Source organism: Klebsiella sp. GW_Kp181 (assembly GCF_040062315.1).
GTDB lineage: Bacteria > Pseudomonadota > Gammaproteobacteria > Enterobacterales > Enterobacteriaceae > Klebsiella > Klebsiella oxytoca.
In genome coordinates, this window is sequence record NZ_JBEAFR010000053.1 from 46,506 (window position 1) to 72,186 (window position 25,681).

Annotated in this window: 22 protein-coding genes; 7 read left to right on the top strand and 15 right to left on the bottom strand. The window is 53.4% G+C overall.

Features of this window, described 5'->3' with window-relative positions; translation table 11 throughout:
- Positions 1-57 precede the first annotated feature (57 nt).
- Positions 58-837 carry an envelope biogenesis factor ElyC gene (elyC, locus tag ABLV11_RS11330; RefSeq protein ID WP_134882549.1) on the top strand — a complete coding sequence of 260 codons (780 nt, stop codon included), beginning with the start codon at positions 58-60 and terminating at the stop codon, positions 835-837.
- Here elyC and ABLV11_RS11335 read toward each other — a convergent pair.
- The 14 genes from ABLV11_RS11335 to ABLV11_RS11400 form a co-directional block, all read right to left on the bottom strand.
- Positions 814-1,707 carry a YcbJ family phosphotransferase gene (locus ABLV11_RS11335; RefSeq protein ID WP_004100717.1) on the bottom strand — a complete coding sequence of 298 codons (894 nt, stop codon included), beginning with the start codon at positions 1,705-1,707 and terminating at the stop codon, positions 814-816. The two genes, elyC and ABLV11_RS11335, sit on opposite strands and share 24 nt — an antisense overlap.
- A 143-nt stretch (positions 1,708-1,850) precedes the next feature.
- Positions 1,851-2,597 (bottom strand): 3-deoxy-manno-octulosonate cytidylyltransferase, encoded by a 747-nt coding sequence (gene kdsB / locus ABLV11_RS11340; protein ID WP_004100715.1) that lies wholly within the window; start codon positions 2,595-2,597, stop codon positions 1,851-1,853.
- Entirely contained in the window at positions 2,594-2,776 is a 183-nt protein-coding gene (gene ycaR / locus ABLV11_RS11345) for a protein YcaR (protein ID WP_004100713.1), read from the bottom strand. The genes kdsB and ycaR overlap by 4 nt, the downstream gene beginning before the upstream one ends.
- A gap of 52 nt (positions 2,777-2,828) precedes the next feature.
- On the bottom strand, positions 2,829-4,058 hold the full coding sequence (locus ABLV11_RS11350; RefSeq protein WP_016808061.1) for a winged helix-turn-helix domain-containing protein: 1,230 nt from the start codon (positions 4,056-4,058) through the stop codon (positions 2,829-2,831).
- A gap of 46 nt (positions 4,059-4,104) precedes the next feature.
- Positions 4,105-5,085 carry a tetraacyldisaccharide 4'-kinase gene (gene lpxK, locus ABLV11_RS11355; RefSeq protein ID WP_004100710.1) on the bottom strand — a complete coding sequence of 327 codons (981 nt, stop codon included), beginning with the start codon at positions 5,083-5,085 and terminating at the stop codon, positions 4,105-4,107.
- Positions 5,082-6,830, bottom strand: coding sequence for a lipid A ABC transporter ATP-binding protein/permease MsbA (gene msbA / locus ABLV11_RS11360; protein ID WP_004100709.1), 1,749 nt, complete (start codon positions 6,828-6,830; stop codon positions 5,082-5,084). Before msbA ends, lpxK begins: the two co-directional genes overlap by 4 nt.
- 36 nt (positions 6,831-6,866) lie before the next feature.
- A complete protein-coding gene (locus tag ABLV11_RS11365) occupies positions 6,867-9,131 on the bottom strand; it encodes a ComEC family protein (protein WP_126488872.1) in 2,265 nt (754 codons plus the stop codon).
- A 215-nt stretch (positions 9,132-9,346) separates the two neighbouring features.
- On the bottom strand, positions 9,347-9,634 hold the full coding sequence (gene ihfB / locus ABLV11_RS11370; protein WP_004100704.1) for an integration host factor subunit beta: 288 nt from the start codon (positions 9,632-9,634) through the stop codon (positions 9,347-9,349).
- 150 nt (positions 9,635-9,784) lie between these two features.
- Positions 9,785-11,458, bottom strand: a complete 1,674-nt coding sequence (gene rpsA, locus ABLV11_RS11375) for a 30S ribosomal protein S1 (RefSeq protein WP_004100702.1) — start codon at positions 11,456-11,458, stop codon at positions 9,785-9,787.
- A 136-nt stretch (positions 11,459-11,594) separates the two neighbouring features.
- Positions 11,595-12,278: a (d)CMP kinase gene (gene cmk / locus ABLV11_RS11380; protein ID WP_004100701.1), complete on the bottom strand. Its 684-nt coding sequence runs from the start codon at positions 12,276-12,278 to the stop codon at positions 11,595-11,597.
- Positions 12,279-12,449: 171 nt separating this feature from the next.
- Complete coding sequence (locus ABLV11_RS11385) at positions 12,450-13,217, bottom strand: M48 family metallopeptidase (RefSeq protein WP_004100700.1); 768 nt, start codon at positions 13,215-13,217, stop codon at positions 12,450-12,452.
- A 147-nt stretch (positions 13,218-13,364) separates the two neighbouring features.
- Positions 13,365-14,648, bottom strand: coding sequence for a 3-phosphoshikimate 1-carboxyvinyltransferase (gene aroA / locus ABLV11_RS11390; protein ID WP_023320650.1), 1,284 nt, complete (start codon positions 14,646-14,648; stop codon positions 13,365-13,367).
- A 72-nt stretch (positions 14,649-14,720) separates the two neighbouring features.
- Complete coding sequence (gene serC, locus ABLV11_RS11395) at positions 14,721-15,809, bottom strand: 3-phosphoserine/phosphohydroxythreonine transaminase (protein ID WP_070557441.1); 1,089 nt, start codon at positions 15,807-15,809, stop codon at positions 14,721-14,723.
- Positions 15,810-15,995: 186 nt separating this feature from the next.
- Positions 15,996-16,688, bottom strand: coding sequence for a DUF421 domain-containing protein (locus ABLV11_RS11400; protein WP_004100689.1), 693 nt, complete (start codon positions 16,686-16,688; stop codon positions 15,996-15,998).
- A 114-nt stretch (positions 16,689-16,802) separates the two neighbouring features.
- On the opposite strand from ABLV11_RS11400, the gene ycaO reads away from it, so the two are divergent.
- The 4 genes from ycaO to pflA all read left to right on the top strand — a co-directional run bounded on the left by ycaO (position 16,803) and on the right by pflA (position 23,084).
- Entirely contained in the window at positions 16,803-18,563 is a 1,761-nt protein-coding gene (gene ycaO, locus ABLV11_RS11405) for a 30S ribosomal protein S12 methylthiotransferase accessory factor YcaO (RefSeq protein WP_070557450.1), read from the top strand.
- Positions 18,564-18,948: 385 nt separating this feature from the next.
- The gene (gene focA, locus ABLV11_RS11410; RefSeq protein WP_004100685.1) at positions 18,949-19,806 is read left to right on the top strand and encodes a formate transporter FocA; all 858 of its coding nucleotides are present in this window, start codon (positions 18,949-18,951) and stop codon (positions 19,804-19,806) included.
- A 51-nt stretch (positions 19,807-19,857) separates the two neighbouring features.
- On the top strand, positions 19,858-22,140 hold the full coding sequence (pflB, locus tag ABLV11_RS11415; protein WP_016808066.1) for a formate C-acetyltransferase: 2,283 nt from the start codon (positions 19,858-19,860) through the stop codon (positions 22,138-22,140).
- Between the two features lie 203 nt (positions 22,141-22,343).
- Positions 22,344-23,084, top strand: coding sequence for a pyruvate formate lyase 1-activating protein (gene pflA, locus ABLV11_RS11420; RefSeq protein WP_004100682.1), 741 nt, complete (start codon positions 22,344-22,346; stop codon positions 23,082-23,084).
- A gap of 56 nt (positions 23,085-23,140) precedes the next feature.
- Here the strand turns inward: pflA and ABLV11_RS11425 are convergent, their stop codons facing one another.
- Positions 23,141-23,998 carry a MurR/RpiR family transcriptional regulator gene (locus ABLV11_RS11425; RefSeq protein WP_064355394.1) on the bottom strand — a complete coding sequence of 286 codons (858 nt, stop codon included), beginning with the start codon at positions 23,996-23,998 and terminating at the stop codon, positions 23,141-23,143.
- 122 nt (positions 23,999-24,120) lie between these two features.
- On the opposite strand from ABLV11_RS11425, the gene ABLV11_RS11430 reads away from it, so the two are divergent.
- Together ABLV11_RS11430 and ABLV11_RS11435 are read left to right on the top strand one after the other, a co-directional pair.
- Complete coding sequence (locus tag ABLV11_RS11430) at positions 24,121-24,396, top strand: PTS sugar transporter subunit IIB (protein ID WP_004100672.1); 276 nt, start codon at positions 24,121-24,123, stop codon at positions 24,394-24,396.
- 17 nt (positions 24,397-24,413) lie between these two features.
- On the top strand, positions 24,414-25,679 hold the full coding sequence (locus ABLV11_RS11435) for a PTS ascorbate transporter subunit IIC (RefSeq protein ID WP_004100670.1): 1,266 nt from the start codon (positions 24,414-24,416) through the stop codon (positions 25,677-25,679).
- Positions 25,680-25,681 lie beyond the last annotated feature (2 nt).

Consider the following 25,681-nt stretch of genomic DNA (forward strand, 5'->3'; position numbering starts at 1 on the left):
CTGTTGTAAGATCCGGGTATATCTTTGGTTATATGGTTAAAAAAGGAACCGTTGGGCATGCTTTTTACGCTGAAAAAGGTTTTAGGCGGCATGATGCTGCCGCTTCCCCTGCTGCTGTTGCTTATGGCGGTCGGCATCGCCTTGCTGTGGTTTAGCCGTTTCCAGCGCACCGGCAAGCTCTGCGTCAGCTTCGGCTGGCTGCTGTTGCTGCTATTAAGCCTGCAACCGGTGGCCGATAGTTTGCTCAAACCGATTGAAGATAAATACCCGACGTGGCGGGGAGAAGAGCGCGTACAGTACGTCGTCGTACTGGGCGGAGGATACACCTGGAATCCAGCCTGGGCGCCCAGCTCAAATCTCATTAATAACAGCCTGCCGCGGCTGACAGAGGGCATCCGCCTGTGGCAGGAAAATCCGGGAGCCAAAATGATCTTTACCGGCGGAAGAGCGAAGACCAACCCGGTAAGTTCTGCGGAAACCAGTGCCCGGGTAGCCGAGACCCTGGGCGTACCGCGCAGCGAAATTATCGTTCTCGATAAACCCAAAGATACCGAAGAGGAAGCCGCCGCGGTGAAAGAGGCGGTTGGCGATGCGCCTTTCCTGCTGGTCACTTCCGCTTCACATCTGCCGCGGGCGATGATTTTCTTTCGCCGCGCCGGGCTGGCGCCCTTGCCCGCCCCGGCCAACCAGCTGGCGATTGAGTCACCGCTCAACCCATGGGAGCGGGCAATCCCCTCGCCGGTCTGGCTAATGCATAGCGATCGGGTTGGTTACGAAACGTTAGGTCGCATCTGGCAGCGACTGAAAGGATCTTCAGGCGAGCCAGGGCAGAATTGATTTAGCCGCCAGATCAAACCGGACGCGGTCAAAGCGTCCGGTATTGACCAGATTATCCACTTCATCCCACAGCAGATACAGCCAGCGCCGCCAGAGAAACGCTTCCGCTACCGGCGCCCGGCGGAGATAGTGCCACAGCAGCTGCTCTTCCTGGCCGCTATCAACCAGACGGAATAGCTCATATTCACGCGGCGCCCAGAGCATCATGCCCGGACCTACCATCGCCAGCAGCTGATCGCTGCGCGGATCTTTAAGCATGCTGCGCAGCGTGAAGCTACCGTGGACCAGCACGCAGTTATCATTGAAATCCTTAAACAAATCCATAAGGCATTCGCGAGTGCGGAACAGAATGCGTTTGTCCTGCATCGTCAGGCCGGTATCCTGATAAAGGTTCAGCGTGCTCCATAGCACCTCTACACGCTGGCGGTACCAGTATGGCCAGAGATTTTCCTGAGTGCTGTCGACCATCCCGACGCAGCCGCCGCTATCCTGACGGTGCCAGGCCAGCAGCGCTTCAACAATCTGCTCCTGTAGCTGTTCCCAACGCTCCGGCGTACGGGCGGGGGCTTCTACCGAAACGCCGCGCAGTCGTTCGATCAGCAGTACATCTGGGCCCGGATGCTCTTCGTGCGTCATTACGCCGTAGACCACCGGCATACGGACAGTACCGCTTCGCGCGAGGGTTGATATCTTCCACGCCAGCTGACGCGCCACGCCCGGCGTCGTAAAGCTGCGCGCCAGCAGCGGCATTGGGTTTCCCTGCGCATCATATAGCGACCACAGCGCCGACGAGGGTTTCTCGCTGACGCACTCCACGCGGCTTAGTTTTTCACCCAGCAGGTGGCTCAGCTCGGTACGCAACTGTTCCATTTCTGATTACCCCTATGAACACTACTGGTTTCATAATGAGCGCCTGTGCCGGGGTTGTCATCGGGTAAGATCAAAATTGACGTAAAAAAGTATGGAAAAACGGCCTGAAGATATCCCCTCCTGGCGGAGGGGATGGAGGGAAATTAACGTAGCTCCGCGCGGACGCGTTCCAGATCTTCCGGCGTATCGACGCCTGTACCGGGAACCACTTCCGCCACCGCGACATGGATTTTCTCGCCGTACCACAGCACGCGTAGCTGCTCGAGCATCTCGATCTGTTCAAGCGGGCTTGGCGCCCAGCTAACATAGCGACGAATAAAACCGGCGCGATAGCCATAGATCCCGATATGACGCAGCAGCGAATCGCCGATAGCCTCGCGGGATTTAGCGAAACGATCGCGATCCCACGGGATGGTGGCGCGAGAAAAATAGAGGGCATAGCCAGCTGCGTCCATGACAACCTTGACCGCATTCGGATTAAACGCCTCTTCCGCATCGTGGATTGGCACCGCTAAGGTTGCCATACCGCTCGTGCTGGCAGCCAGATTCTCGGCTACCTGGCGCACGATGGCGGGCGGGATCATCGGCTCATCGCCCTGGATATTCACAATGATGGTGTCATCGCTGAAAGCGCATTTTTCAACCACCTCGGCCAGGCGCTCGGTGCCAGACTGATGATCTTCACGCGTCATGCAGACTTCACCGCCGGCGGCTTCAACCGCTCGGGCTACGTCTGCATGATCGGTGGCAACGATAATACGCTCGGCCCCGGATTCACGGGCTCGCTCAAGGACGTGGACAATCATCGGCTTGCCGTTGATATCCTGGAGCGGTTTGCCTGGCAGACGAGTAGAAGCGAAGCGCGCGGGGATGATAACCACGAAACTCATGACTGGCTCTCTTCTACAGCAAGCGCGCGGGCTTCGGTTTCCAGCAGTACGGGGATACCTTCACGCAGCGGAAAAGCCAGGCTATCGAGTTTGCAGATCAGTTCTTGCTTATCCTGGCTGTAATAGAGCTTACCGTTACAAACCGGACAGGCGATAATTTCAAGTAAACGGTGATCCATGATTCCTCCAGATGGACCGAATAGATTCTTTAGCAGCATATCATACGCTGACTCAGGCGGCGTCAATTTCCCAACCCTGTTGCCGCCCGGCAAAAAGTTCCGCCGGCAGCTTCCCGCAGCTCACCCGTGTCGCCTCCTGCCAGAGGGCAAAATCATCAATGGCGCGTTTTAGCCCGCTCTCGAGTCCCGAGGTCACCTTGACCCCCTCCTCCAGCCACAGAGCGATAATTTCCAGAACGCCGGTTTTACGATGCATTTTGCTATCCATTCTGCCCACCAGCTTCCCCTGATGCAGCAGCGGTAATACGAAATAGCCATACTGACGTTTCGGCGCGGGCGTATAGCACTCCAGGCGATAGGTGAAGTTAAATAGCTGCTCAGCCCGCTTGCGATCCCACACCACCGGATCGAAAGGCGAGAGCACCGCGCTGTGGCTGGCGGCGAGCCTGCCGCCGGGTGAGGACTCCAGCAGCTTCAGCGCATCACGGTGAAGCCACATTTCCCCCAGGGTTTCCACGTTTACCGGTTTCACCAGCCCCTCATCCTGCCAGCTCGCCAGCAGCGGGGGTAGCGAGGGTCGACGTAGACGATAATAATCCGCCAGCCACTGCGCACGGAAGATCCCGAGGCTGCGTGCGCTATTGCGTAACATAATGGCTTCGGCCTGCTCCTGAGAGAGGCCATCCCGCTCATCCTCCCAGTCCGGCATGACCCGCTGCGTGAGATCGTAAACGCGCTGAAAGTTGCGCCGCTCGATAACCATCAGCTCTCCAGCGGTAAATAAACCTTCAAGATGGCGCTTATGCGGTTTCCACTCCCACCATCCGCTGGCGCCCTTACGCGGATGTTCAAAGTCTGCCGAGCGAACCGGGCCATTTTCAGCAATATGGGCCAGCAGTTCCTGAATGGCCGGAGCGTGCTCGGTCATCCATGCGGTATGGTATTTCCAGCCCATTTTATCCGGCGTCAGCATACGGTGACGCACCAGTGAAAAGTCGCTGCGCGGTAAGAAACAGGCCTCATGCGCCCAGTATTCCATCAGTTCACCGGCGCGAAGCGCCTCATCCAGCCAGCGCTGCGGATAGTGGCCAAGGCGGCTGAAAAGCACCAGATAAGGGCTGCGGGCAACAACGTTGATGGTATCGATTTGCAGCAGGGACATCTGCTTAATGGTTTGCAGAACATCCTCGGGTTTGGCGCGACGGCGGGGCTTTTTCAGCAGCCCCTGCGCGGCCAGGTGAAGATGGCGAGCTTCTTTAAGCGAGAGGGACAATACCGGCATGCAGCTTCTCCGTAAAAGGTTCCGGCGCAGGCGGTGATAAGCGAAATTAGCGCTGCGCCAGCGTCACTAAATCCGTGAGCAGGCGCTGTGCGCGCTGGTCAGTCATTATCGCGTCGACCGGTAGATACCACCAGTTTGCCTGCGCAAAGTCGCGGCACTTCACCGCATCTTTTTCGGTCATCAGCAGAGTTTGCTGCGGCGCCGCCAGCGCGGCGACATCGCTCTGCGACAGAGCCTGATGATCGGCCAGGGAGATGGTTTTCACCGGACGTACGCCGCAGCTCTCGAGGGTGGCGAAGAAACGCGGCGGATGGCCGATTCCTGCCATCGCCACCACGTTGTCCAACGCCGCCGCATCCCGGCGTTCACCGGTCAGCAGATTCACCGCCAGCCCGGGACGAAGCTGCATAGGTATCTCTCCCGGGCGGGCGAGACCGCCGTTAACGATAACCGCATCCACGCTGCGCAAACGCGAAGCGCGCTCGCGCATAGGACCCGCAGGCAACCACCAGCCGTTACCAAAACGACGTACGCCGTCAATCACCACAATCTCTTTGTCACGCGCCAGCTTATAGTGCTGCAGACCATCATCCGTGACGATAAGCTGAAGATCGTTGGCGGCGAGCAGCGCCTGAACCGCATCGCTGCGTACCGGCGAGACGGCAACCGGCGCGCCGGTACGCTGATAAATCAGCACCGGCTCATCGCCCGCTTCCCCGGTATGCGTATCCACATTAAGCAGCAGCGGATAGCTCGCGGCTTTTCCGCCGTAGCCGCGTGACACCACGCCGACGCGAATACCGCGCTGCTGAAGCTGTTCCACCAGCCAGACAACAACCGGTGTTTTGCCATTGCCGCCGGCGGTCAGATTGCCAACCACCACTACCGGCACCGGCGCTCGCCACACTTTTCGCCATCCCAGTTTATAGCTTAGCCGTATTAATCCGCTCACCAGGCCATAGAGCCAGGAGAGCGGAAGCAGTAGCCGCCATAAAGGCGATTCGCCGGACCAGATGCGCGCAATCATGCGCCGAACTGCATCTTATGCAGTTGAGCGTAAACGCCCTTATGTTCAAGCAGATCGGCATGGCTGCCGCGTTCAACGATCTGGCCATCTTCCACTACCACAATTTCGTCAGCCTGCTCAATCGTCGAGAGACGGTGAGCAATAACCAGCGAGGTGCGGTTTTTCTGCAGTTCGTCCAGCGCCGCCTGAATGGCGCGCTCTGATTCGGTATCCAGCGCCGAAGTTGCTTCATCAAGGATCAGTATCGGGCTGTTGCGCAGCAGGGCGCGAGCGATAGCGATGCGCTGGCGCTGGCCGCCGGAAAGCATAACACCGTTTTCACCGATAATCGTATCCAGGCCATTGTCCATTTTATTGATAAAGTCCATGGCATAAGCCATGCGGGCCGCTTCCTCAATCTGCTCGCGGCTGTACTCTTCGGTTCGGGCATAGGCGATATTATTCGCCACGGTGTCGTTAAAGAGATGGACGTTTTGCGACACCAGCGCAACCTGATCGCGCAGAGAACTCAGCGTGTATTCACGCAGGTCGTGGCCGTCCAGCAAGATCTGCCCCTCATCAACATCATAAAAACGCGTAATCAGGCTGGCGATGGTCGATTTACCCGACCCCGAGCGCCCTACCAGCGCCACGGTTTTCCCTTCCGGAATATTGAGGTCAATATTGCGCAGCGCAGCGACTTCACGCCCCGGATATCTGAAGGTAACGTTTTTAAATTCGAGGTTGCCCTTCGCACGTTCGATAACCCGCGTGCCTTCATCTTTCTCCTGCTCGGAGTCAAGAATAGCGAAAAGCGTCTGACAAGCGGCCATCCCGCGCTGGAACTGCGCGTTGACGTTAGTCAGCGATTTTAGCGGACGCATCAGCGCGATCATTGAGGAGAAGACAACGGTAATTGTACCAGCCGTTAACGTCTCCATTACGCTCGGGAAGCTTGCCGCATAAAGTACGAAAGCCAGAGCCAGGGAGGCGATTAGCTGGATAATAGGGTCAGAAATTGAGGACGCGGAGACCATTTTCATCCCCTGCAGACGCATCTTGTTGCTGACTTTATCAAAGCGCTTGGTTTCGACGGCCTGACCGCCAAACATCAGCACTTCTTTATGCCCTTTCAGCATCTGCTCTGCACTGGTCGTCACCTGGCCCATGGTGTTCTGCATATTCTTGCTGATATTACGAAAACGCTTCGAGACCACGCGAATAGCAATAGACACGATCGGCGCCAGAACGATCAGAATCAATGACAGCTGCCAGCTGTAATAAAACATCATCGCAAACAGGCCAATAATCGACGCGCCTTCACGCACGACGGTAATCAACGCGCTGGAGGAGGAAGAGGCCACCTGCTCCGAATCATAGGTAATACGTGATAGCAGCGTCCCGGTGGACTGCTTGTCAAAGAATGCAACCGGCATTCCCATCATGTGGCTGAATAAACGACGGCGCATCGTCATCACGACTTTGCCGGACACCCAAGAGATGCAGTAGCTCGAAACGTAGCTGGTGATGCCGCGCAGAACCATCAATCCGATCACCACCAGCGGCATCCATATCAGCACCGAGCGATCCGTTTTACCAAAACCATCATCCAGTAACGGTTTAAGAAGCGATAGCATGAAGGTATCACTAGCCGCGTTAAGCACTAACGCTACCGCTGCAACGATTAGCCCGGGTTTAAACGGCGCTATAATCGGCCAGAGTCGGCGGAAGGTCTGCCACGTGGAAAGATCTTTATCGTTCTGCATTCAATAAACCAGCTTGTGTTGAAATAGCCGCATATTCTACCCGTTCTGAACGTTCCCGCCAAACCACTGATGATACCATCGCGGTAAAACTTGATCCCGTAAGCTATGGATTTGCCAGCCATCCGCGGAAAAAACAACCGTAATTTGCCCCTGATGCGGCGTGTCGAACCACTGATAGTTCTGGTTTCGATAGCGCTGTTTCACCTTGGTTGAAGGCATACGCCATGCGTTATAGCGGGAAGCAGAAGCTAGCGCAGCCTCCCCACCAACGCTGCGCAACAGGGCGGTCCCGGACGACGTATTACTGCCGTGATGGGGAACCTGGATAAGTGTAGACGCAAGATGTTGCCAGTAGTGGCTAATCATCGTTTGCTCCGCGGGCGTTTCGATATCCCCGGTGAGCAGGATACTGTGCTTGCCGTCATCAACACGCACCACGCATGAGCGATTATTCCCCTGCTTTGTCGCGCCGGGCAGCGGCCAGAACGCACGAAAGGTTAAACCTCGCCACTGCCAGATCTCTCCGCGCTGGCATGCTAAATGGCCCGCCCAGCCTAAAGGGCTTCGTATCCATATTTGAGGCCATGCTTTTAACACCGAGTTGAGTCCCCCGCGGTGATCGAGATGCTCATGGCTGAGTACGACGCCTTCCAGATGCAAGTGATGCCAGCGTAGCCAGGGGATGATAATCTGCTCACCGCTGTCACCCTCAGGCCAGGCGAGTCCGGTATCGTAGAGAAGGGCCGCGCCCTGGCGTTCAATCACCATAGCCAGCCCCTGCCCGACATCCAGCATGGTGACTCGCCATTCGTTGGCAGCCGTACTCCGCCAGAATGGCCAGCTTAATAGCCCGAGACATGCTAAACAAAACGCCGGCAACGTGCGCCACGCATGAAAACGCCAGAGAATTAACGCCGGCCACGGCAGCAGGCTTATCCCAAGCCAGCGAGCATCCAGCTCGAGCCAGCCGGGCGGCAGCTGCCGCAGGAACCCGAATAGCGCCGCCAGGATACGGTCTGCTGATTGCCATATCACCATCTCAATGGTGAGCGGAGCACAGAGGTGTAAAAACATGGCGGTCAGAATCAGCGGAACAACGATAAAAGTCACCAGAGGCACGGCAATCAAATTCGCCAGCACCGACGTTAAGCTGATGCCGTGGAAGAGAGCAATCTGTAAAGGTGCAAGTAAAAACATCAAGCCGATCTGCAGATGACATAACGCGAGGCTTTGGCGCAGCAGCCAGCACCTTTTACCGCCAGGCATCGGGGCCAGCTGATACCAGAAGATAAGCGCCGCAACGGCAAACGCCGATAGCCAGAGGCTTTCTGACAACGCTGCCAGCGGATCGGCAAACAGTATTGCACCAATGCAGCAGAGCCATATCTGCCATGGCGACCAGCGTTTCCCGGATAGCCGCAGCGCGCAGCCAACGATCAGGGCAACACAGGTGCGCAGCGCGGGCGGCTGCATTCCGGTTAGCCAGGCGTAAAAAATAGCGCTCGCCAGGCCAGTAAGCAGCGGCGCCCGCCAGCCCAGCCAGCGGCACGGAAGAAAGAACTGCAAACCCCTTAGCAGCAACCAGCCCAGAGTGGCTCCTAACGCGATATGTAACCCTGAGATCGCCATCAGGTGCGATGTACCGGTTTCCTGCATCAGGATCTTTATCTCGCGAGGGATCGCCAGACGTTCCCCCATGCCTAACCCCAGCATCACCGATTGCCAGGGCAGTTCCGCCAGGGTTTGATTGAGCGAGGCCAGATAACGCGCTCGTACACTACAGTTTCGCTCGCGAACTTCAGCGCTGATAAAGCGTCCGGTTAACGGACGATGCTGTGATAGCGCATAGCGCTGGCTGTCAAACCCGCCTTCGTTGAGCTGACCATGTACCGGACGCGCGCGTAGCGTCATGGCCCAAACCTGCCCTGCACAGGGCGGTTCAGGCAAATAATTACCGTAGAGGCTTACCCCTGGCGCGGGAAATAGCCGTCGCCCATCCAGACGGACAATTCTGCCCTGATGAGTTGTCTGCCCATCTGTTGCGGTCAGCACAACCTCAACCTGACGATTCCCGTTTGTTAACGTCTGTGTCGGCCATAGGGCCTGGCGAGCGCTGAGTACTCCCCAGACAAAAAACAGCGTTATCAATGCCGCGTATTGCGCAGCTCTACGGCGACATTGCGCAATAAGCAGCACCAGCAGCATCAGTCCCCAGGTAACCGAACGCCCGGGCAAATCGGGCAACCAGAGCAGCGGCAGAATGCCGATAATTACACAGCCAGCAAGTTGTGGTAAACGCATTAGCACCTCCCTGTCAGAGGGAGTGTTGCGCTAAATGCAGAAAGTGTCTTTGAGGACTGAAAAGAAGTGGATTGCGCGATCCAGAGAACTTTCTCTGTTAACGCAAAAGAACTGACGTTTTGCGAGGCAACTTCCAGTACAGCTTTAAAGGCATAAAAAAAGCACCCAAAGGTGCTTTTTTAACGTTTAAGTATGTTGTCGCCGCTCAGCGAAACTTACTCTTCGTAAATATTGGCGCGGTCGCGTAATTCTTTGCCCGGCTTAAAGTGGGGAACGTACTTACCTTCCAGTTCAACTTTATCGCCAGTTTTTGGGTTACGCCCGGTGCGGGGTGCTCGATAATGCAGAGAGAAGCTGCCGAAACCGCGGATTTCAATGCGCTCGCCTTGAGCAAGCGTTGAGGCCATATGCTCCAGCATTTCTTTAACAGCATCTTCCACTGCTTTCGCAGGAATGTGAGATTGCTGGCTGGCAAGTCTTTCTATCAATTCTGACTTGGTCATTATTCCTCCGGTTTCCTTCAAGGCAAAATTAGCTAACAGCTTAAACAAGGGCGGCCGTAGCCGCCCTTTGTGCTTGATTACAGGACGAATCCTGCAATCTGTCAAGTAAACTCGTCATAATTCAGGTTGTTGTAACCCGCAAGACTAAGATTACTCGCCTTTAGCTGCTTTGAAAGCTTCAGCCATTGCGTTGTTGGAGAAGTTTGCATCTTCCTGTTTGTTAACAGTTGCGATGGCATCTTTCTCATCAGCTTCGTCTTTCGCACGAACAGACAGGCTGATTGCACGGTTCTTACGATCAACGCCGGTGAATTTAGCTTCAACGTCGTCGCCTACGCTCAGAACCAGAGTGGCATCTTCAACGCGGTCACGGGAAGCTTCAGAAGCGCGCAGGTAACCTTCAACGCCGTCAGCCAGTTCTACGGTTGCGCCTTTAGCGTCAACTGCAGTCACTTTACCGTTTACGATTGCGCCTTTCTTGTTCAGTGCAACCCAGTTGTTGAACGGATCTTCTGCGAGCTGTTTAACGCCCAGAGAGATACGCTCGCGCTCTGCGTCAACCTGCAGAACAACTGCTGCGATTTCGTCGCCTTTTTTGTATTCACGAACTGCTTCTTCGCCTGCAACGTTCCAGGAGATGTCAGACAGGTGAACCAGGCCATCGATGCCGCCGTCCAGGCCGATGAAGATACCGAAGTCAGTGATAGACTTGATTTTACCTTCAACACGGTCGCCCTTGTTGTGGGTTTCCGCGAACTGCTGCCATGGGTTGTTTTTGCACTGCTTCAGGCCCAGGGAGATACGACGACGTTCTTCGTCGATATCCAGAACCATAACTTCCACTACATCGCCAACGTTAACAACTTTGGACGGGTGGATGTTTTTGTTGGTCCAATCCATTTCGGAAACGTGAACCAGGCCTTCAACGCCTTCTTCGATTTCAACGAAGCAGCCGTAGTCGGTCAGGTTGGTCACGCGACCGGTCAGTTTGGTACCTTCCGGATAACGTTTAGCGATAGCTACCCACGGATCTTCGCCCAGCTGTTTCAGGCCCAGAGATACACGAGTACGTTCGCGGTCGAACTTCAGCACTTTAACAGTGATTTCGTCGCCAACGTTTACGATTTCGCTCGGATGCTTAACGCGTTTCCATGCCATATCGGTAATGTGCAGCAGGCCGTCAACGCCGCCCAGATCAACGAATGCACCGTAGTCAGTGAGGTTCTTAACGATACCTTTAACTTCCATGCCTTCCTGCAGGTTTTCCAGCAGCTGATCGCGCTCTGCGCTGTTTTCGGATTCGATAACGGCACGACGAGAAACAACGACGTTGTTACGTTTCTGGTCCAGCTTGATGACTTTGAATTCAAGCTCTTTGCCTTCCAGGTGCAGCGTGTCGCGCACCGGACGAACGTCTACCAGGGAGCCCGGCAGGAACGCACGAATACCATTCAGCTCAACAGTGAAGCCACCTTTAACTTTGCCGTTGATAATACCGACTACAGTTTCAGCGTCTTCGTAAGCTTTTTCCAGCGTGATCCAAGCTTCGTGACGTTTAGCTTTCTCACGGGACAGCAGGGTTTCACCGAAGCCGTCTTCTACTGCATCCAGAGCAACGTCAACTTCGTCACCAACCTGGATTTCCAGCTCGCCCTGGGCGTTTTTGAACTGCTCTGCCGGAATGGCAGACTCAGATTTCAGACCGGCGTCAACCAGTACTACGTCTTTGTCGATAGCAACAACAACACCACGAACGATGGAACCCGGACGGGTTTCGATTGTTTTTAAGGATTCTTCAAATAGTTGAGCAAAAGATTCAGTCATGTTTAATCTTCAGGTTTCATATTTAACGTCCACCAGGCTCCATGCCGGATGGGGTTGTTTAACATACCCGCTAACAGTCCGTTGCTGCGGGGTACTGCTATAATTCGCAGGCTATTGTGCTTTATCGACGATAAGATTAAGCGGAAGCCAGTTTTTCGCGCGCATATTGTAGCGCTTTTTCAATCACTTGCTCAATGTTTAGTTCTGTGGAATCAAGAACTAAGGCATCGGCAGCCGGGATAAGCGGCGCCACTGTACGATTGCGATCGCGGTCGTCGCGCTCTTTTATCTCGGATAAAAGGCGATCAAAGTTAACACTAAAGCCCTTTTCCTGCAACTGAAGCATGCGGCGATGCGCACGTTCTTCCGCGGAAGCGTCAAGGAAAATTTTCACCGGCGCATCGGGGAATACCACGGTTCCCATATCGCGTCCGTCAGCGATCAAACCGGGCAGCTCACGGAAGGCTCGTTGACGGCGCAGCAATGCCTCGCGCACGCGCGGAAAAGCGGCGACTTTAGAGGCCGTATTGGCCACATCCTGAGTGCGGATTTCCGCGCTAACGTCCTCCCCCTCCAGAATGACTTCCAGGCTACCGTCAGTGGAGACAAAACGGACATCAAGATGCGCGGCCAGCGGCACCAGCGCCTCTTCGGATTCAACATCAACATGGTGATGCAGAGCAGCGAGAGCAAGAACGCGATAAATCGCCCCAGAATCCAGCAGATGCCAGCCCAGCGTTTCTGCCATTGCCTTGCATAACGTGCCTTTGCCCGCACCGCCAGGCCCATCAATGGTGATTACCGGAACTGTTGCCGTCATCTTTTTCTCCTTTAGCAAGGCGCATAAATATATAAACGCCGCGCATTATACGCATCTCTTCGACGGAAAGTGAGCATTGGTTGTAAATTACGGATAACTGGAAATCTAATGCGGAAGAATTGTGCAATTATAGCGGGCTGATAGAGCATCAGCCCGGAAGATGAGGCAGTTTTACTTTTTATCTTCAGCAATACGGTCGCGGATATGCTGCGCGCGTTCAGCTGAAGGCGGGTGTGAATCGAACAGAGATTTGCTGTGGCCGGCGTCAAGGCTGGCCAGTTTGTCGAAGCTGCCCACCAGCCCCTGAGTGCTGATGTTGCGCTTTTTCAGCAGATCGTAGGAGAAATCATCAGCATCGGACTCTTGAGAGCGGGAGAAAGCGGAGTTAATCATTCCCTCTGCGATATCGCCCAGCTGAGATTTAGACAAACTTGCAGCCGCTCCGCTGGTGGCTGAAATTGCATCACGCGCGGCAATGGTCGCATAGGCGGTTTGCATCGCTTTGCGCGAATGTCCCAGCGCTACGTGGCCCAGCTCATGGCCCAGAACCGCTTCAACTTCATTATCGGTCATCATGTCCATCAGGCCGCTATAGACGCGGACGCAGCCGTTGGCCATTGCCCAGGCGTTGACGTCTGATGTCATGTAAACCTTATAGTTTACCGGGGTGCCGTTGATATTATTTCCTAACGCTTTGGCAATTTTATTCAGACGCTTGGTGTACTTACTTGAAGCGCCGGCCTTTTTATTTTCGCTATCCATTTGCTTACAGGCATCGTCGGAAAGCGCTTTAACTTCAGAGTCAGAAAGCGTTGCCGCTTTGTAGGCCGTCATCCCTGAACTTACGAGGGCGTTGGTGTCCACCCCCTGCATATTTTTACAACCTGCCAACAACGTGGCGGAAACCGCTAAAGCCAGCATTACTTTTGTATTTCTCATATCAATCATCCATTGATTAGCATATTAAATGCTTATAAATCCTGTATTTACAAGCAACCAAGGCTAGCATTTAGTTTTCCGCCCGACAAGCAGACATAAAAAAACGCCGACCCAAGGGTCGGCGTTTTCACCTTAAATTCGCGTGATTCAGGCCAGCGTACTGATTCGCGCCAGCTGTTCGAAGTAGTCCGGGAAAGTTTTTGCCGTACACTTCGGATCAAGGATGGTGACCGGCGTATCGGAAAGCGCCACCAGCGAGAAACACATTGCCATACGATGGTCGTTATAGGTGCCGATTTCAGCGAACTGGAGCTTAGCAGGCGGAGTGATGCGGATGAAATCCTCCCCTTCTTCAACTTCAGCTCCCACTTTACGCAGCTCAGTGGCCATAGCAAACAGGCGGTCAGTCTCCTTGACGCGCCAGTTATAAATATTGCGCAGAGTCGTGGTGCCTTTGGCGAACAGGGCGGCCGTGGCGATAGTCATCGCGGCATCCGGGATATGATTCATATCCATATCGATGGCGTTCAGTTCGCCGCGCGTGCAGGCGATATAATCATCGCCCCAGGTAATGGTTGCGCCCATTTTTTCCAGCACATCGGCAAACCGAATGTCGCCCTGCACGCTATTGCGGCCAATACCGGTGACTTTTACCGTCCCGCCTTTAATTGCTCCGGCGGCGAGGAAGTAGGATGCCGAGGAGGCGTCGCCTTCAACCAGATAATCGCCCGGCGAGCGGTAGTGTTGATTGCCGCGCACGATAAATCGCTGATAAGACTGATTTTCAACCTCAACGCCAAAGGTTTTCATCAGGTGCAGCGTAATATCAATATAAGGTTTGGATACCAGATCGCCTTTAATCGCAATGACGGTATCCTGAGGCGCCAGCGGGGCGGTCATCAGGAGCGCGGTCAGAAACTGGCTGGAAACGCTGCCGTCCACTTCAACCTGTCCACCGCTGAAACCACCGCGCAGGCGCAGCGGCGGGTAATTCTCCTGCTCCAGATAATCAATCTGCGCCCCGCCCTGACGCAGCGCGTCAACCAGGTGACCAATCGGCCGCTCTTTCATTCGCGGCTCGCCGGTCAGCACAATATCGTTACTCCCCAGACATAACGCCGCCGCCAGCGGACGCATGGCCGTTCCGGCATTACCGAGGAACAGTTCTAATGCTTCAGCCGCGTGCAGTGGGCCGGCGTTACCGGTGACTTCACAGCGGGTACGGTCGGAAGACAGGGTGTAATGAACTCCCAGCGCGCTCAGGGCATTCAGCATGTGGCGTACATCGTCGCTATCCAGCAAATTGGTCAGCACCGTCGTGCCGCGGGCCAATGCCGCCAGTAGCAAAGCACGGTTAGAAACACTCTTGGACCCGGGCAGGTTAATTGTGCCATCTACGCGTGCGATGGGTTGTAACGTCAGGGATTCCATTAAACTCAACTCTCAAACAAACAGAATAATAACCCCGCAGACGAGCTGCGGGGATGAAAAATACGACAGCGATTAGCCGCGACGGCGTTCGAAGTCCTGCATAAAGTCGGTCAGCGCCTTCACGCCCGCCAGCGGCATGGCGTTATAAATGGAAGCGCGCATGCCGCCCACTACGCGGTGGCCCTTCAGCGCATGCAGACCAGCGGCAAACGACTCTTCGAGGAACAGTTTATCAAGCGCGCTATCGGCCAGCTGGAACGGCACGTTCATGCGCGAACGGTTCGCCGCAGCGACATCGTTGCGATAGAAACCACTGTTATCGATGGTGCTATACAACAGGTCGGCTTTCTGCTGGTTGATTTTATCCATAGCGGCAACGCCGCCCTGCTCTTTCAGCCACTTAAACACCAGGCCGGAGAGGTACCAGGCAAACGTCGGCGGCGTGTTAAACATAGAGTCATTGGCCGACAGGATGGAGTAATCAAGAATCGACGGGCAGGCTATGCTGGCTTTACCCAGCAGATCTTCGCGCACAATAATCAGCGTCAGACCTGCAGGACCGATGTTTTTCTGCGCGCCTGCGTAGATTACGCCATAACGGCTTACGTCAATTTCACGAGACAAAATAGTCGAGGAGAAATCCGCCGTCACGATGACATCGTCGCCAAAATCAGGCGTTTCTTCAATGGCAATACCATCGATAGTTTCGTTCGGGCAGTAGTGCAGATAGGCCGCGCCCGGAGTCAGCTGCCATTCGCTCATCGGTTTAACCGCGCGCTGGCCGTCAACGGTGATTTTGGCGTCAATCACATTCGGTTTGCAGTATTTATGCGCTTCTTTAACCGCGCTGGCTGCCCAGTAGCCGGCATCAACGTAGTCGGCAACGGTTTTATCACCCAGCAGGTTCAGCGGGATACCAGCAAACTGTCCGCGACCGCCGCCGTGACAAAATAAGACTTTGTAATTGGAAGGAATATTGAGCAGGGAGCGAAAATCCTGTTCCGCCTCTTCAGCCACCTTGATGAACTCTTTACCACGGTGGCTGATTTCCATCACCGACGTCCCCAAACCGTTCCAGTCGCAAAGCTCCTTTTGCGCCAGTTTGAGTACATCCGCCGGCAGCATTGCCGGGCCTGAACTGAAGTTATAGACCTGAGCCATTTCCCCTCACCACTTGCTATGTTATTTACCCGCGAACCGTCGCGGGCATAAGTTATTCCTGTGGCTATCGGTTTTATCATTCAGTGACACGCACCGCAATGGCTAAAACTGAGCCTGGGGGAAATGCGGACTCGGTCACACAAAAGAATCTGCCAGCTTGACGTCATAAAACCGACATAATTGCTGTCAGGTGACTCTTTTTGCCCGACTGACCTTCGACCATTCTGCATTTGCGCAGCGAGGGCATAATTGTTTATCCCCAGCTCGTAGCGTAAGGATTGCGCTACAGCGAACGCAGGCGTACTCATCATCGTGAGGTATGGTGATAAAACGATCGGTAAAACGGGAAGGCAAAATGGAAAGCCCGGCTTTAACATCTTCATCCTCATAGTAATAAAGGCTGATCTGGCCGTTGGTTTCCAGAATGGCCAGCCGTACCTGACCCAGTTGCTCAACCCCGCTGATTCTCAGTTCCATAAAAAACTCGAATTCGGTCATATTTTCCGCCTGCAGTTTCTCCCAGGCCAGTTCGCCGTTCTCCACAACAATAATCGGCTTACCTTCCAGCAAGTCCTCCAGTTTTTCGCTATGCCCCATCAGCCACATAATCAATCGATACAGCAGAGCCAGGGTAATAAATACCGCCAGTACCGGCAGCATGGGAACATCATCATAAAACGCGACGTCCCCTGCCGCCGAACCGAGGGTCAAAATGATGAGGACTTCGAAAAGAGACATCTGGCGAACGCCACGCCGCCCGGTTATCTTGAGAAAAATAAATACCAGGACGAAGGTATAGAGGCTACGCAGTGCCACCTCGGCCAGAAACTCCACGGGCACTTTATCCAGTGCCATACGATGCCAGTCAAATGTCTTCATGGTTAACGCCTGAACAGTTATTGAGTGACATAAGCATAGCCAGACGATGGAGATAGCACCTGTCATATAAAACCCGTATCATTGCGCGCTTTACGTACGATAAAAGTGACTGCCATGACTCAAACGTTTATTCCCGGCAAAGATGCCGCCCTGGAAGATTCCATCGCTCGCTTCCAGCAGAAGTTGCACGACCTCGGATTTGATATTGAAGAGGCCTCATGGCTCAACCCGGTACCGCACGTCTGGTCAGTGCATATCCGCGATAAAGAGTGCGCTCTGTGCTTCACCAACGGCAAAGGCGCCACCAAAAAAGCCGCGCTGGCCTCGGCCCTTGGAGAGTACTTTGAGCGTCTCTCGACTAACTATTTTTTTGCCGACTTCTGGCTGGGCGAGACCATCGCCAACGCGCCTTTCGTTCACTATCCGAATGAAAAATGGTTCCCTTTAACCGACGATGACGAAGTACCGGAAGGCCTGCTGGATGCCCGCCTGCGCGCATTCTACGATCCTGACGATCAGTTAACCGCCAGCATGCTGGTCGATCTGCAGTCAGGTAATGACGATCGCGGCGTCTGCGGTTTGCCGTTCACCCGTCAGTCAGATGGCGAAACGGTCTATATTCCGATGAATATCATCGGCAACCTGTACGTTTCTAACGGAATGTCCGCGGGCAACACCCGCAACGAAGCCCGCGTTCAGGGCCTCTCGGAAGTGTTCGAACGCCATATTAAAAACCGCATTATCGCTGAAAGTATCAGCCTCCCGGAGATCCCGGCGGAGGTGATGGCGCGCTATCCGGGCGTGGTTGAATCCATCAACAAGCTGGAGGCCGAAGGTTTCCCGATTTTCGCTTATGACGGTTCGCTCGGCGGCAAATATCCGGTTATCTGCGTTGTGCTGTTTAACCCCGCAAACGGCACCTGTTTCGCCTCGTTTGGCGCGCATCCTGATTTCGGCGTGGCGCTGGAACGTACCGTTACCGAACTGCTGCAGGGCCGCAGCCTGAAAGATCTCGACGTCTTCACGCCGCCAACCTTTGATGATGAAGAAGTCGCCGAACATGCGAATCTTGAAACGCACTTTATCGATTCCAGCGGCCTGATCTCCTGGGATATGTTTAAGCAGGATGCCGACTACCCGTTCGTGGACTGGAGCTTCTCCGGGACCACGGAGGAAGAGTTCGCCACCCTGATGGCTATCTTTAAGCAAGAAGATAAAGAAGTTTACATCGCCGATTACGAACACCTTAGCGTCTACGCCTGCCGGATAATTGTTCCGGGCATGTCTGATATCTATCCGGCGGAAGACCTCTGGCTGGCGAATAACAGCATGGGCGCACCTCTGCGGGAAACGATTCTTTCTCTGCCGGAAAGCGAATGGGAAAAAGAAGATTATCTGGCGCTTATCGAGCAAATGGATGATGAAGGCCTTGATGATTTCACCCGCGTGCGCGAACTGCTCGGTCTGGCAACCGGCAAAGACAACGGCTGGTATACGCTGCGCATTGGCGAGCTAAAAGCAATGCTGGCGCTGGCGGGCGGCGATCTCGAGCAGGCCTTGATCTGGACCGAGTGGACCATGGAATTTAATGCCTCAATCTTTAGCGCCGAACGCGCTAATTACTACCGCTGCCTGCAAACTCTGCTGCTGCTGAGCCAGGAAGAGGAGCGTCAGCCGCTGCAGTATCTCAACGCTTTCGTACGCATGTACGGCGCCGATGCCGTTGAAGCCGCCAGCGCCGCGCTTAGCGGAGAAGCACCGTTCTATGGGCTGCAGGCAGTAGACAGCGATCTGCTCGCTTTCCCGGCTCACCAGTCGCTACTGAAAGCCTACGAAAAGCTACAGCGCGCAAAAGCTGCATTCTGGGGTAAATAAGCTCACTTTACTGCCTGAATCACCGTATGATGAGGGGGCAAATAGGCCCCCTCTTTTTATGTTTTCCACAACCCGCAACCAGGTTGTAGCCATAAAGTTAATTAGTGGTGAGAAATAATAAAATGGTGCCGCAAATATTGTTAATTTTAATAAAAATACCCCATTTTAATTAACCGAAAAACGGGGGTAAAATGAAAATAATCAACATTATTTGTAAAATTTAAAATTTATTTTTTCATTAAAAATCAAATAATTAGATATAAAAAACATCAATTCCACACACTAAAAGGGCCTATAGTTCCGGTAGGATATGATCTACATCAAATTCCCTTCTATAATGCTTTGTTAGTATCTCACCGCCAACTTACATAAAGAGAGAGTTAGTGTGAAAGCTGACAACCCTTTTGATCTTTTACTCCCTGCTGCCATGGCGAAAGTCGCCGAAGAAGCAGGTGTCTATAAAGCGACAAAACATCCGATAAAGACGTTTTATCTGGCTATCACCGCAGGTGTCTTCATCTCTATCGCTTTTGTTTTCTATATTACCGCGACAACCGGCACGGCCGGGATGCCATTCGGGGTTGCCAAACTGATTGGAGGCATCTGCTTCTCACTGGGTTTGATTCTCTGCGTTATATGCGGTGCCGACCTGTTTACTTCAACCGTTCTTATCGTTGTGGCGAAAGCCAGCGGAAGAATAACATGGGGTCAGCTGGCTAAAAACTGGCTAAACGTCTATGTTGGTAACCTGGTTGGTTGCTTACTCTTTGTATTGCTGATGTGGCTTTCAGGCGAATATATGACTGCCAACGGTCAATGGGGACTTAACGTTCTGCAAACCGCCGACCACAAAATGCACCATACTTTTATTGAAGCTGTGTGCCTGGGTATCCTGGCAAACCTGATGGTCTGCCTTGCGGTATGGATGAGCTACTCCGGCCGTAGCCTGATGGATAAAGCCATGATTATGGTTTTACCGGTGGCAATGTTTGTTGCCAGCGGGTTTGAGCACAGTATCGCGAACATGTTTATGATCCCGCTGGGTATCGTCATTCGCGACTTTGCGAGCCCGGAATTCTGGACCGCAGTTGGTTCAACTCCGGAAAGTTTCTCTCACCTGACCGTCATGAACTTCATCACTGATAACCTGATTCCGGTAACAATCGGGAACATCATCGGCGGTGGTCTGCTGGTTGGGTTGACATACTGGGTCATTTACCTGCGTGGCGACAACCATCACTAAGGGTTGTTTCAGGCAGTAAATAAAAAATCCACTTAAGAAGGTAGGTGTTACATGTCCGAGCTTAATGAAAAGTTAGCCACAGCCTGGGAAGGTTTTGCGAAAGGTGACTGGCAGAACGAAGTCAACGTCCGCGACTTCATCCAGAAAAACTATACCCCGTACGAAGGTGACGAGTCCTTCCTGGCTGGCGCAACTGAAGCGACCACCAAGCTGTGGGACACCGTAATGGAAGGCGTTAAACAGGAAAACCGCACTCACGCGCCTGTTGATTTTGACACTTCCCTTGCGTCCACCATCACCTCTCATGACGCTGGCTACATCGAGAAAGGTCTCGAGAAAATCGTTGGTCTGCAGACTGAAGCGCCGCTGAAACGTGCGATTATCCCGTTCGGTGGTATCAAAATGGTAGAAGGTTCCTGCAAAGCGTACAATCGCGAGCTGGACCCAATGCTGAAGAAAATCTTCACTGAATACCGTAAAACCCACAACCAGGGCGTGTTTGACGTTTACACCAAAGACATCCTGAACTGCCGTAAATCTGGCGTTCTGACCGGTCTGCCGGATGCCTATGGTCGTGGTCGTATCATCGGTGACTACCGTCGCGTTGCGCTGTACGGTATCGACTTCCTGATGAAAGACAAATACGCTCAGTTCGTCTCTCTGCAAGACAAACTGGAAAGCGGTGAAGATCTGGAAGCAACCATCCGTCTGCGTGAAGAAATCTCTGAGCAGCACCGTGCGCTGGGTCAGATCAAAGAAATGGCGGCGAAATATGGCTGCGATATCTCTGGTCCTGCTACCAACGCTCAGGAAGCTATCCAGTGGACCTACTTTGGTTACCTGGCTGCCGTTAAATCTCAGAACGGCGCGGCAATGTCCTTCGGTCGTACCTCCAGCTTCCTGGACATCTTCATCGAACGTGACCTGAAAGCGGGTAAAATCACCGAGCAAGACGCTCAGGAAATGATTGACCACCTGGTCATGAAACTGCGTATGGTTCGTTTCCTGCGTACTCCAGAATATGATGAACTGTTCTCCGGTGACCCGATTTGGGCAACTGAATCCATCGGCGGTATGGGCGTTGACGGCCGTACTCTGGTAACCAAAAACAGCTTCCGTTTCCTGAACACCCTGTACACCATGGGGCCGTCTCCGGAGCCGAACATCACCATTCTGTGGTCTGAAAAACTGCCGCTGAGCTTCAAAAAATTCGCTGCAAAAGTGTCCATCGATACCTCTTCTCTGCAGTATGAGAACGATGACCTGATGCGCCCAGACTTCAACAACGATGACTACGCTATCGCTTGCTGCGTAAGCCCGATGGTTGTTGGTAAACAAATGCAGTTCTTCGGTGCTCGCGCTAACCTCGCGAAAACCATGCTGTACGCAATCAACGGCGGCGTTGATGAAAAACTGAAAATGCAGGTTGGTCCTAAATCTGAACCGATCAAAGGCGACGTTCTGAACTTCGATGAAGTGATGGACCGCATGGATCACTTCATGGACTGGCTGGCTAAACAGTACGTCACTGCGCTGAACATCATCCACTACATGCACGACAAGTACAGCTACGAAGCCTCCCTGATGGCGCTGCACGACCGTGATGTTATCCGCACTATGGCATGTGGTATCGCAGGTCTGTCCGTTGCTGCTGACTCCCTGTCTGCAATCAAATATGCGAAAGTTAAACCGATTCGTGATGAAAACGGTCTGGCTGTCGACTTCGAAATCGAAGGCGAATACCCGCAGTTTGGTAACAACGACTCTCGCGTCGATGATATGGCCGTTGACCTGGTTGAACGTTTCATGAAGAAAATTCAGAAACTGCACACCTACCGTAACGCTATCCCGACTCAGTCTGTTCTGACCATCACCTCTAACGTTGTGTATGGTAAGAAAACTGGTAACACCCCAGACGGTCGTCGCGCTGGCGCTCCGTTCGGACCAGGTGCTAACCCGATGCACGGCCGTGACCAGAAAGGTGCAGTTGCCTCTCTGACCTCCGTTGCTAAACTGCCGTTTGCTTACGCGAAAGATGGTATCTCTTATACCTTCTCTATCGTTCCGAACGCGCTGGGTAAAGACGACGAAGTTCGTAAAACTAACCTCGCAGGCCTGATGGATGGTTACTTCCACCACGAAGCGTCCATCGAAGGCGGTCAGCACCTGAACGTCAACGTCATGAACCGCGAAATGCTGCTCGACGCGATGGAAAACCCGGAAAAATATCCGCAGCTGACCATCCGCGTATCCGGTTATGCAGTACGTTTTAACTCCCTGACTAAAGAACAGCAGCAGGACGTTATTACTCGTACCTTCACTCAGACCATGTAATGGTATTGACTGAAATCGTACTGTAAAAAGCGTACAATAAAGGCTCCACGCAAGTGGGGCCTTTTTAGCAATACCTTCCTGTCCCAGTCTCTTTTGTCCGCTGTCTATACTTTATGGATAACAGCCAAAACAGACTTAACACAGCCGGTTTGAGCTGTGCATGCACAGGCCCCGGACGGGCCGAATCTGGAGATATCACCGCAATGTCAACAATTGGTCGCATTCACTCCTTTGAATCCTGTGGCACCGTCGATGGCCCGGGGATCCGCTTTATCACTTTCTTCCAGGGCTGCCTGATGCGCTGCCTCTATTGCCACAACCGCGATACCTGGGATACCCACGGCGGTAAAGAGATTACCGTTGAAGAGCTGATGAAAGAGGTGGTGACCTATCGCCACTTTATGAACGCTTCCGGCGGCGGCGTAACGGCATCCGGCGGCGAAGCCATTCTGCAGGCCGAATTTGTTCGCGACTGGTTCCGCGCCTGTAAGAAAGAAGGTATTCATACCTGTCTCGACACTAACGGCTTTGTGCGCCGTTACGATCCGGTTATCGATGAACTGCTTGAAGTGACCGATCTGGTGATGCTCGATCTCAAGCAAATGAATGATGAAATTCACCAGAACCTGGTTGGCGTCTCTAACCATCGGACGCTGGAGTTTGCCCGCTATCTGTCAAATAAAAACATCAAAGTCTGGATCCGCTACGTTGTGGTCCCTGGCTGGTCCGACGATGATGATTCCGCGCATCGCCTGGGTGAGTTTACCCGCGATATGGGCAACGTCGAGAAAATTGAACTGCTGCCGTATCATGAGTTGGGCAAACATAAATGGGTGGCCATGGGCGAAGAGTACAAGCTGGATGGCGTCCATCCGCCTAAAAAAGAGACCATGGAACGCGTGAAGGGAATTCTGGAACAGTACGGTCATAAAGTGATGTACTAAATTTCCCCACCCGGTAGCGCAAGCGCTACCGGTTTTTTGCCAAACTATGATAAGCATCAGGACATAAAGTATTCCGACAGCTTATTTGCCACGCTTTCAATAGAGAAAATGCGCTTCTGATGCGCTTTACGGTATTCCGCATAGCGTTCATCCTGCTCTTCCAGCGCGCTGAGGATCCGGTCGGCCACCATCATGGCGCCGGCAATTTCCGCAAATCCTGACTCCCCCTCCCCCTGTAAAGCCACCGCCGCCTGAAGATTCCAGTCAGATAAGCGGGCTAACGGCGCGAACGTCCCCCGCGTCAGCGACAATATTTTCACGCCCTGCTGCTTTGCCAGGGACAGGGACTGCATCATATCCGCCGAGGCCTGTTCAGTATGCACGACGATAATGCCGGTTTTTTGGTTATCAGCCAGCAACGGCATCGCCGCCGGATAAGAGCGATCGACAAAGCTGGCCACCTTACCCATATTGATTAAATTCATTTGCAGGAATAACGCGACCGGCACTGCCGTGCCCACGGCATAGATAGCAATGCTGTTCAGGGCGTTAAGCCAGTCAGCTGCGGCTTTCAGCTCCTGGTTATCCACGATAGCATTACTGTCGCGAATGCTCGCCAGCACCGGCGCAATCTCTTCGTTCTCGTTGATACCGTTGTCTTCCGAACGCGCGGCGCCCTGCTCCATCGCCAGCGCAGTTCTGAAATCCGAGAAACCTTTAAATCCGAATGCCCGACAAAAACGGGTGATACTCCCTTCACTGGTATCAATGGAGTCGGCCAGTTCTGAAATCGTGTGACGCATCACAAAGTCAGGATTTTCCGTAATAAAACGGCCAACTTTCTCCAGTATCGGGCTTAGCCCTGAAGCTCCATTTCTTATGCTTATCAACAAGTTATTGTCTATCTGGCTCATGTTTTGCCTTATTTGCTCAAAATGCAAACACAGTCACATCTTTCGTCCTGCCGCAAAGATAATAATTATTATCTCACACAAACAAATAAAAATAATTATTTTTACAAACAGGAGAACATCGAATGAAAGGTCTCATAGTCTGTCGTACCGGTATGGGCAGCTCCTTAATGCTCAAAATAAAAGCACAAAAAATCATCGACAAACACGGCTGGGATATCGAGCTGGAACACGACGTCCTCTCAGGCTTACGCACCTGGCGAGATATTGATTTTGTCATCACTATGCGCGATCTCACCGATGAAGTCGAAGCCGCCGGATTCAGAGCTGTCGGCATCACCGACCTGATGAACAGTGAAGAGATGGAATCTGCGCTCACCGACATCGTTCAAAGCAACTAACCTCTCCCGGAGGCAATATGGATTTCCTCAGATTTATTGTATTCGACATTCTGGGCGTAACCCCACTTTTAGTTGGCTTTATTGCATTAATCGGCCTGTTAATTCAACGCAAGCCGATTGAAAAAGTGCTTTCCGGCACTTTTAAAACCATCGTCGGCTTTCTGGTATTCGCCGGCGGCGCTGGTCTGGCGGTGACTTCCCTGGGTAACTTTCAGACCTTATTCAGCGATGGTTTTGGCCTGAAGGGCGTAATGCCGCTGGCTGAAGCGCTAACCGGACTGGCGCAAACCAAATTCGCCATGTGCGTTTCGCTGATTATGGTGATTGGTTTTGCCTGGAACCTGTTCTTTGCCCGCGTGACGCCGTTTAAATACATCTTTCTTACCGGGCAACATAACCTGTATCTCTCCGCGCTGCTTACCGTGACGCTAAAGGCGCTGGGCTACAGCGACATGACGACCATTATTGTCGGCTCGGTGCTACTGGGGCTTGCCGCCTGCCTCTATCCGGCTATTGCGCAACCGTGGATGCGAAAAATTACCGGTAACGATGAGATCGCCATGGGGCACTACGTCACGCTGGCCTATGCCGCCTCCGGCTGGATCGGTTCTAAAGTCGGCGATCCTAAACAATCTACCGAAAAGCTGAATCTCCCCGGTTGGCTGGGGATCTTCAAAGATTACATTGTTTCAGTATCGATCTCGGTGAGTATTTTCTATTACATCGCCGCGCTCGCGGCCGGAAAAGCTGCGGTCACCGCAGCAGCCGGCGGCATGCACTGGCTGGTTTACCCGCTCTTTCAGTCGCTGACCTTTACCGCTTCTCTGTACATCATCATCACCGGCGTGCGCCTGCTGCTGTCAGAAATTGTTCCGGCCTTTCTCGGCATCTCGGAGAAGTTTATTCCTAATGCCAAACCCGCGCTCGACTGCCCGGTCGTCTTTCCCTACGCTCCAACCGCCACGGTTCTCGGATTTATCTCGTCTTTTGTCGGCGGGCTGGTGGTGATGGGTTTGCTGGCGATCCTCGGACAAACTGTCATTATCCCGGTAGCTATTCCCTACTTCTTCATCGGCGCCACCGCTGCGGTATTTGGTAATGCCTCCGGCGGCTGGAAAGGCGCGATTGCCGGAAGCTTCATCACCGGGATCCTGATCGGTATTGGCCCTGCGCTGATTTACCCGATTATGGAGTCCGTCGGTCTTTCAGGCACCAGCTTCCCGGAAACTGACTTCGTTGCCCTGGGTCTGGTCGTGTACTACATCGGTAAAATGCTGCCCTAAGA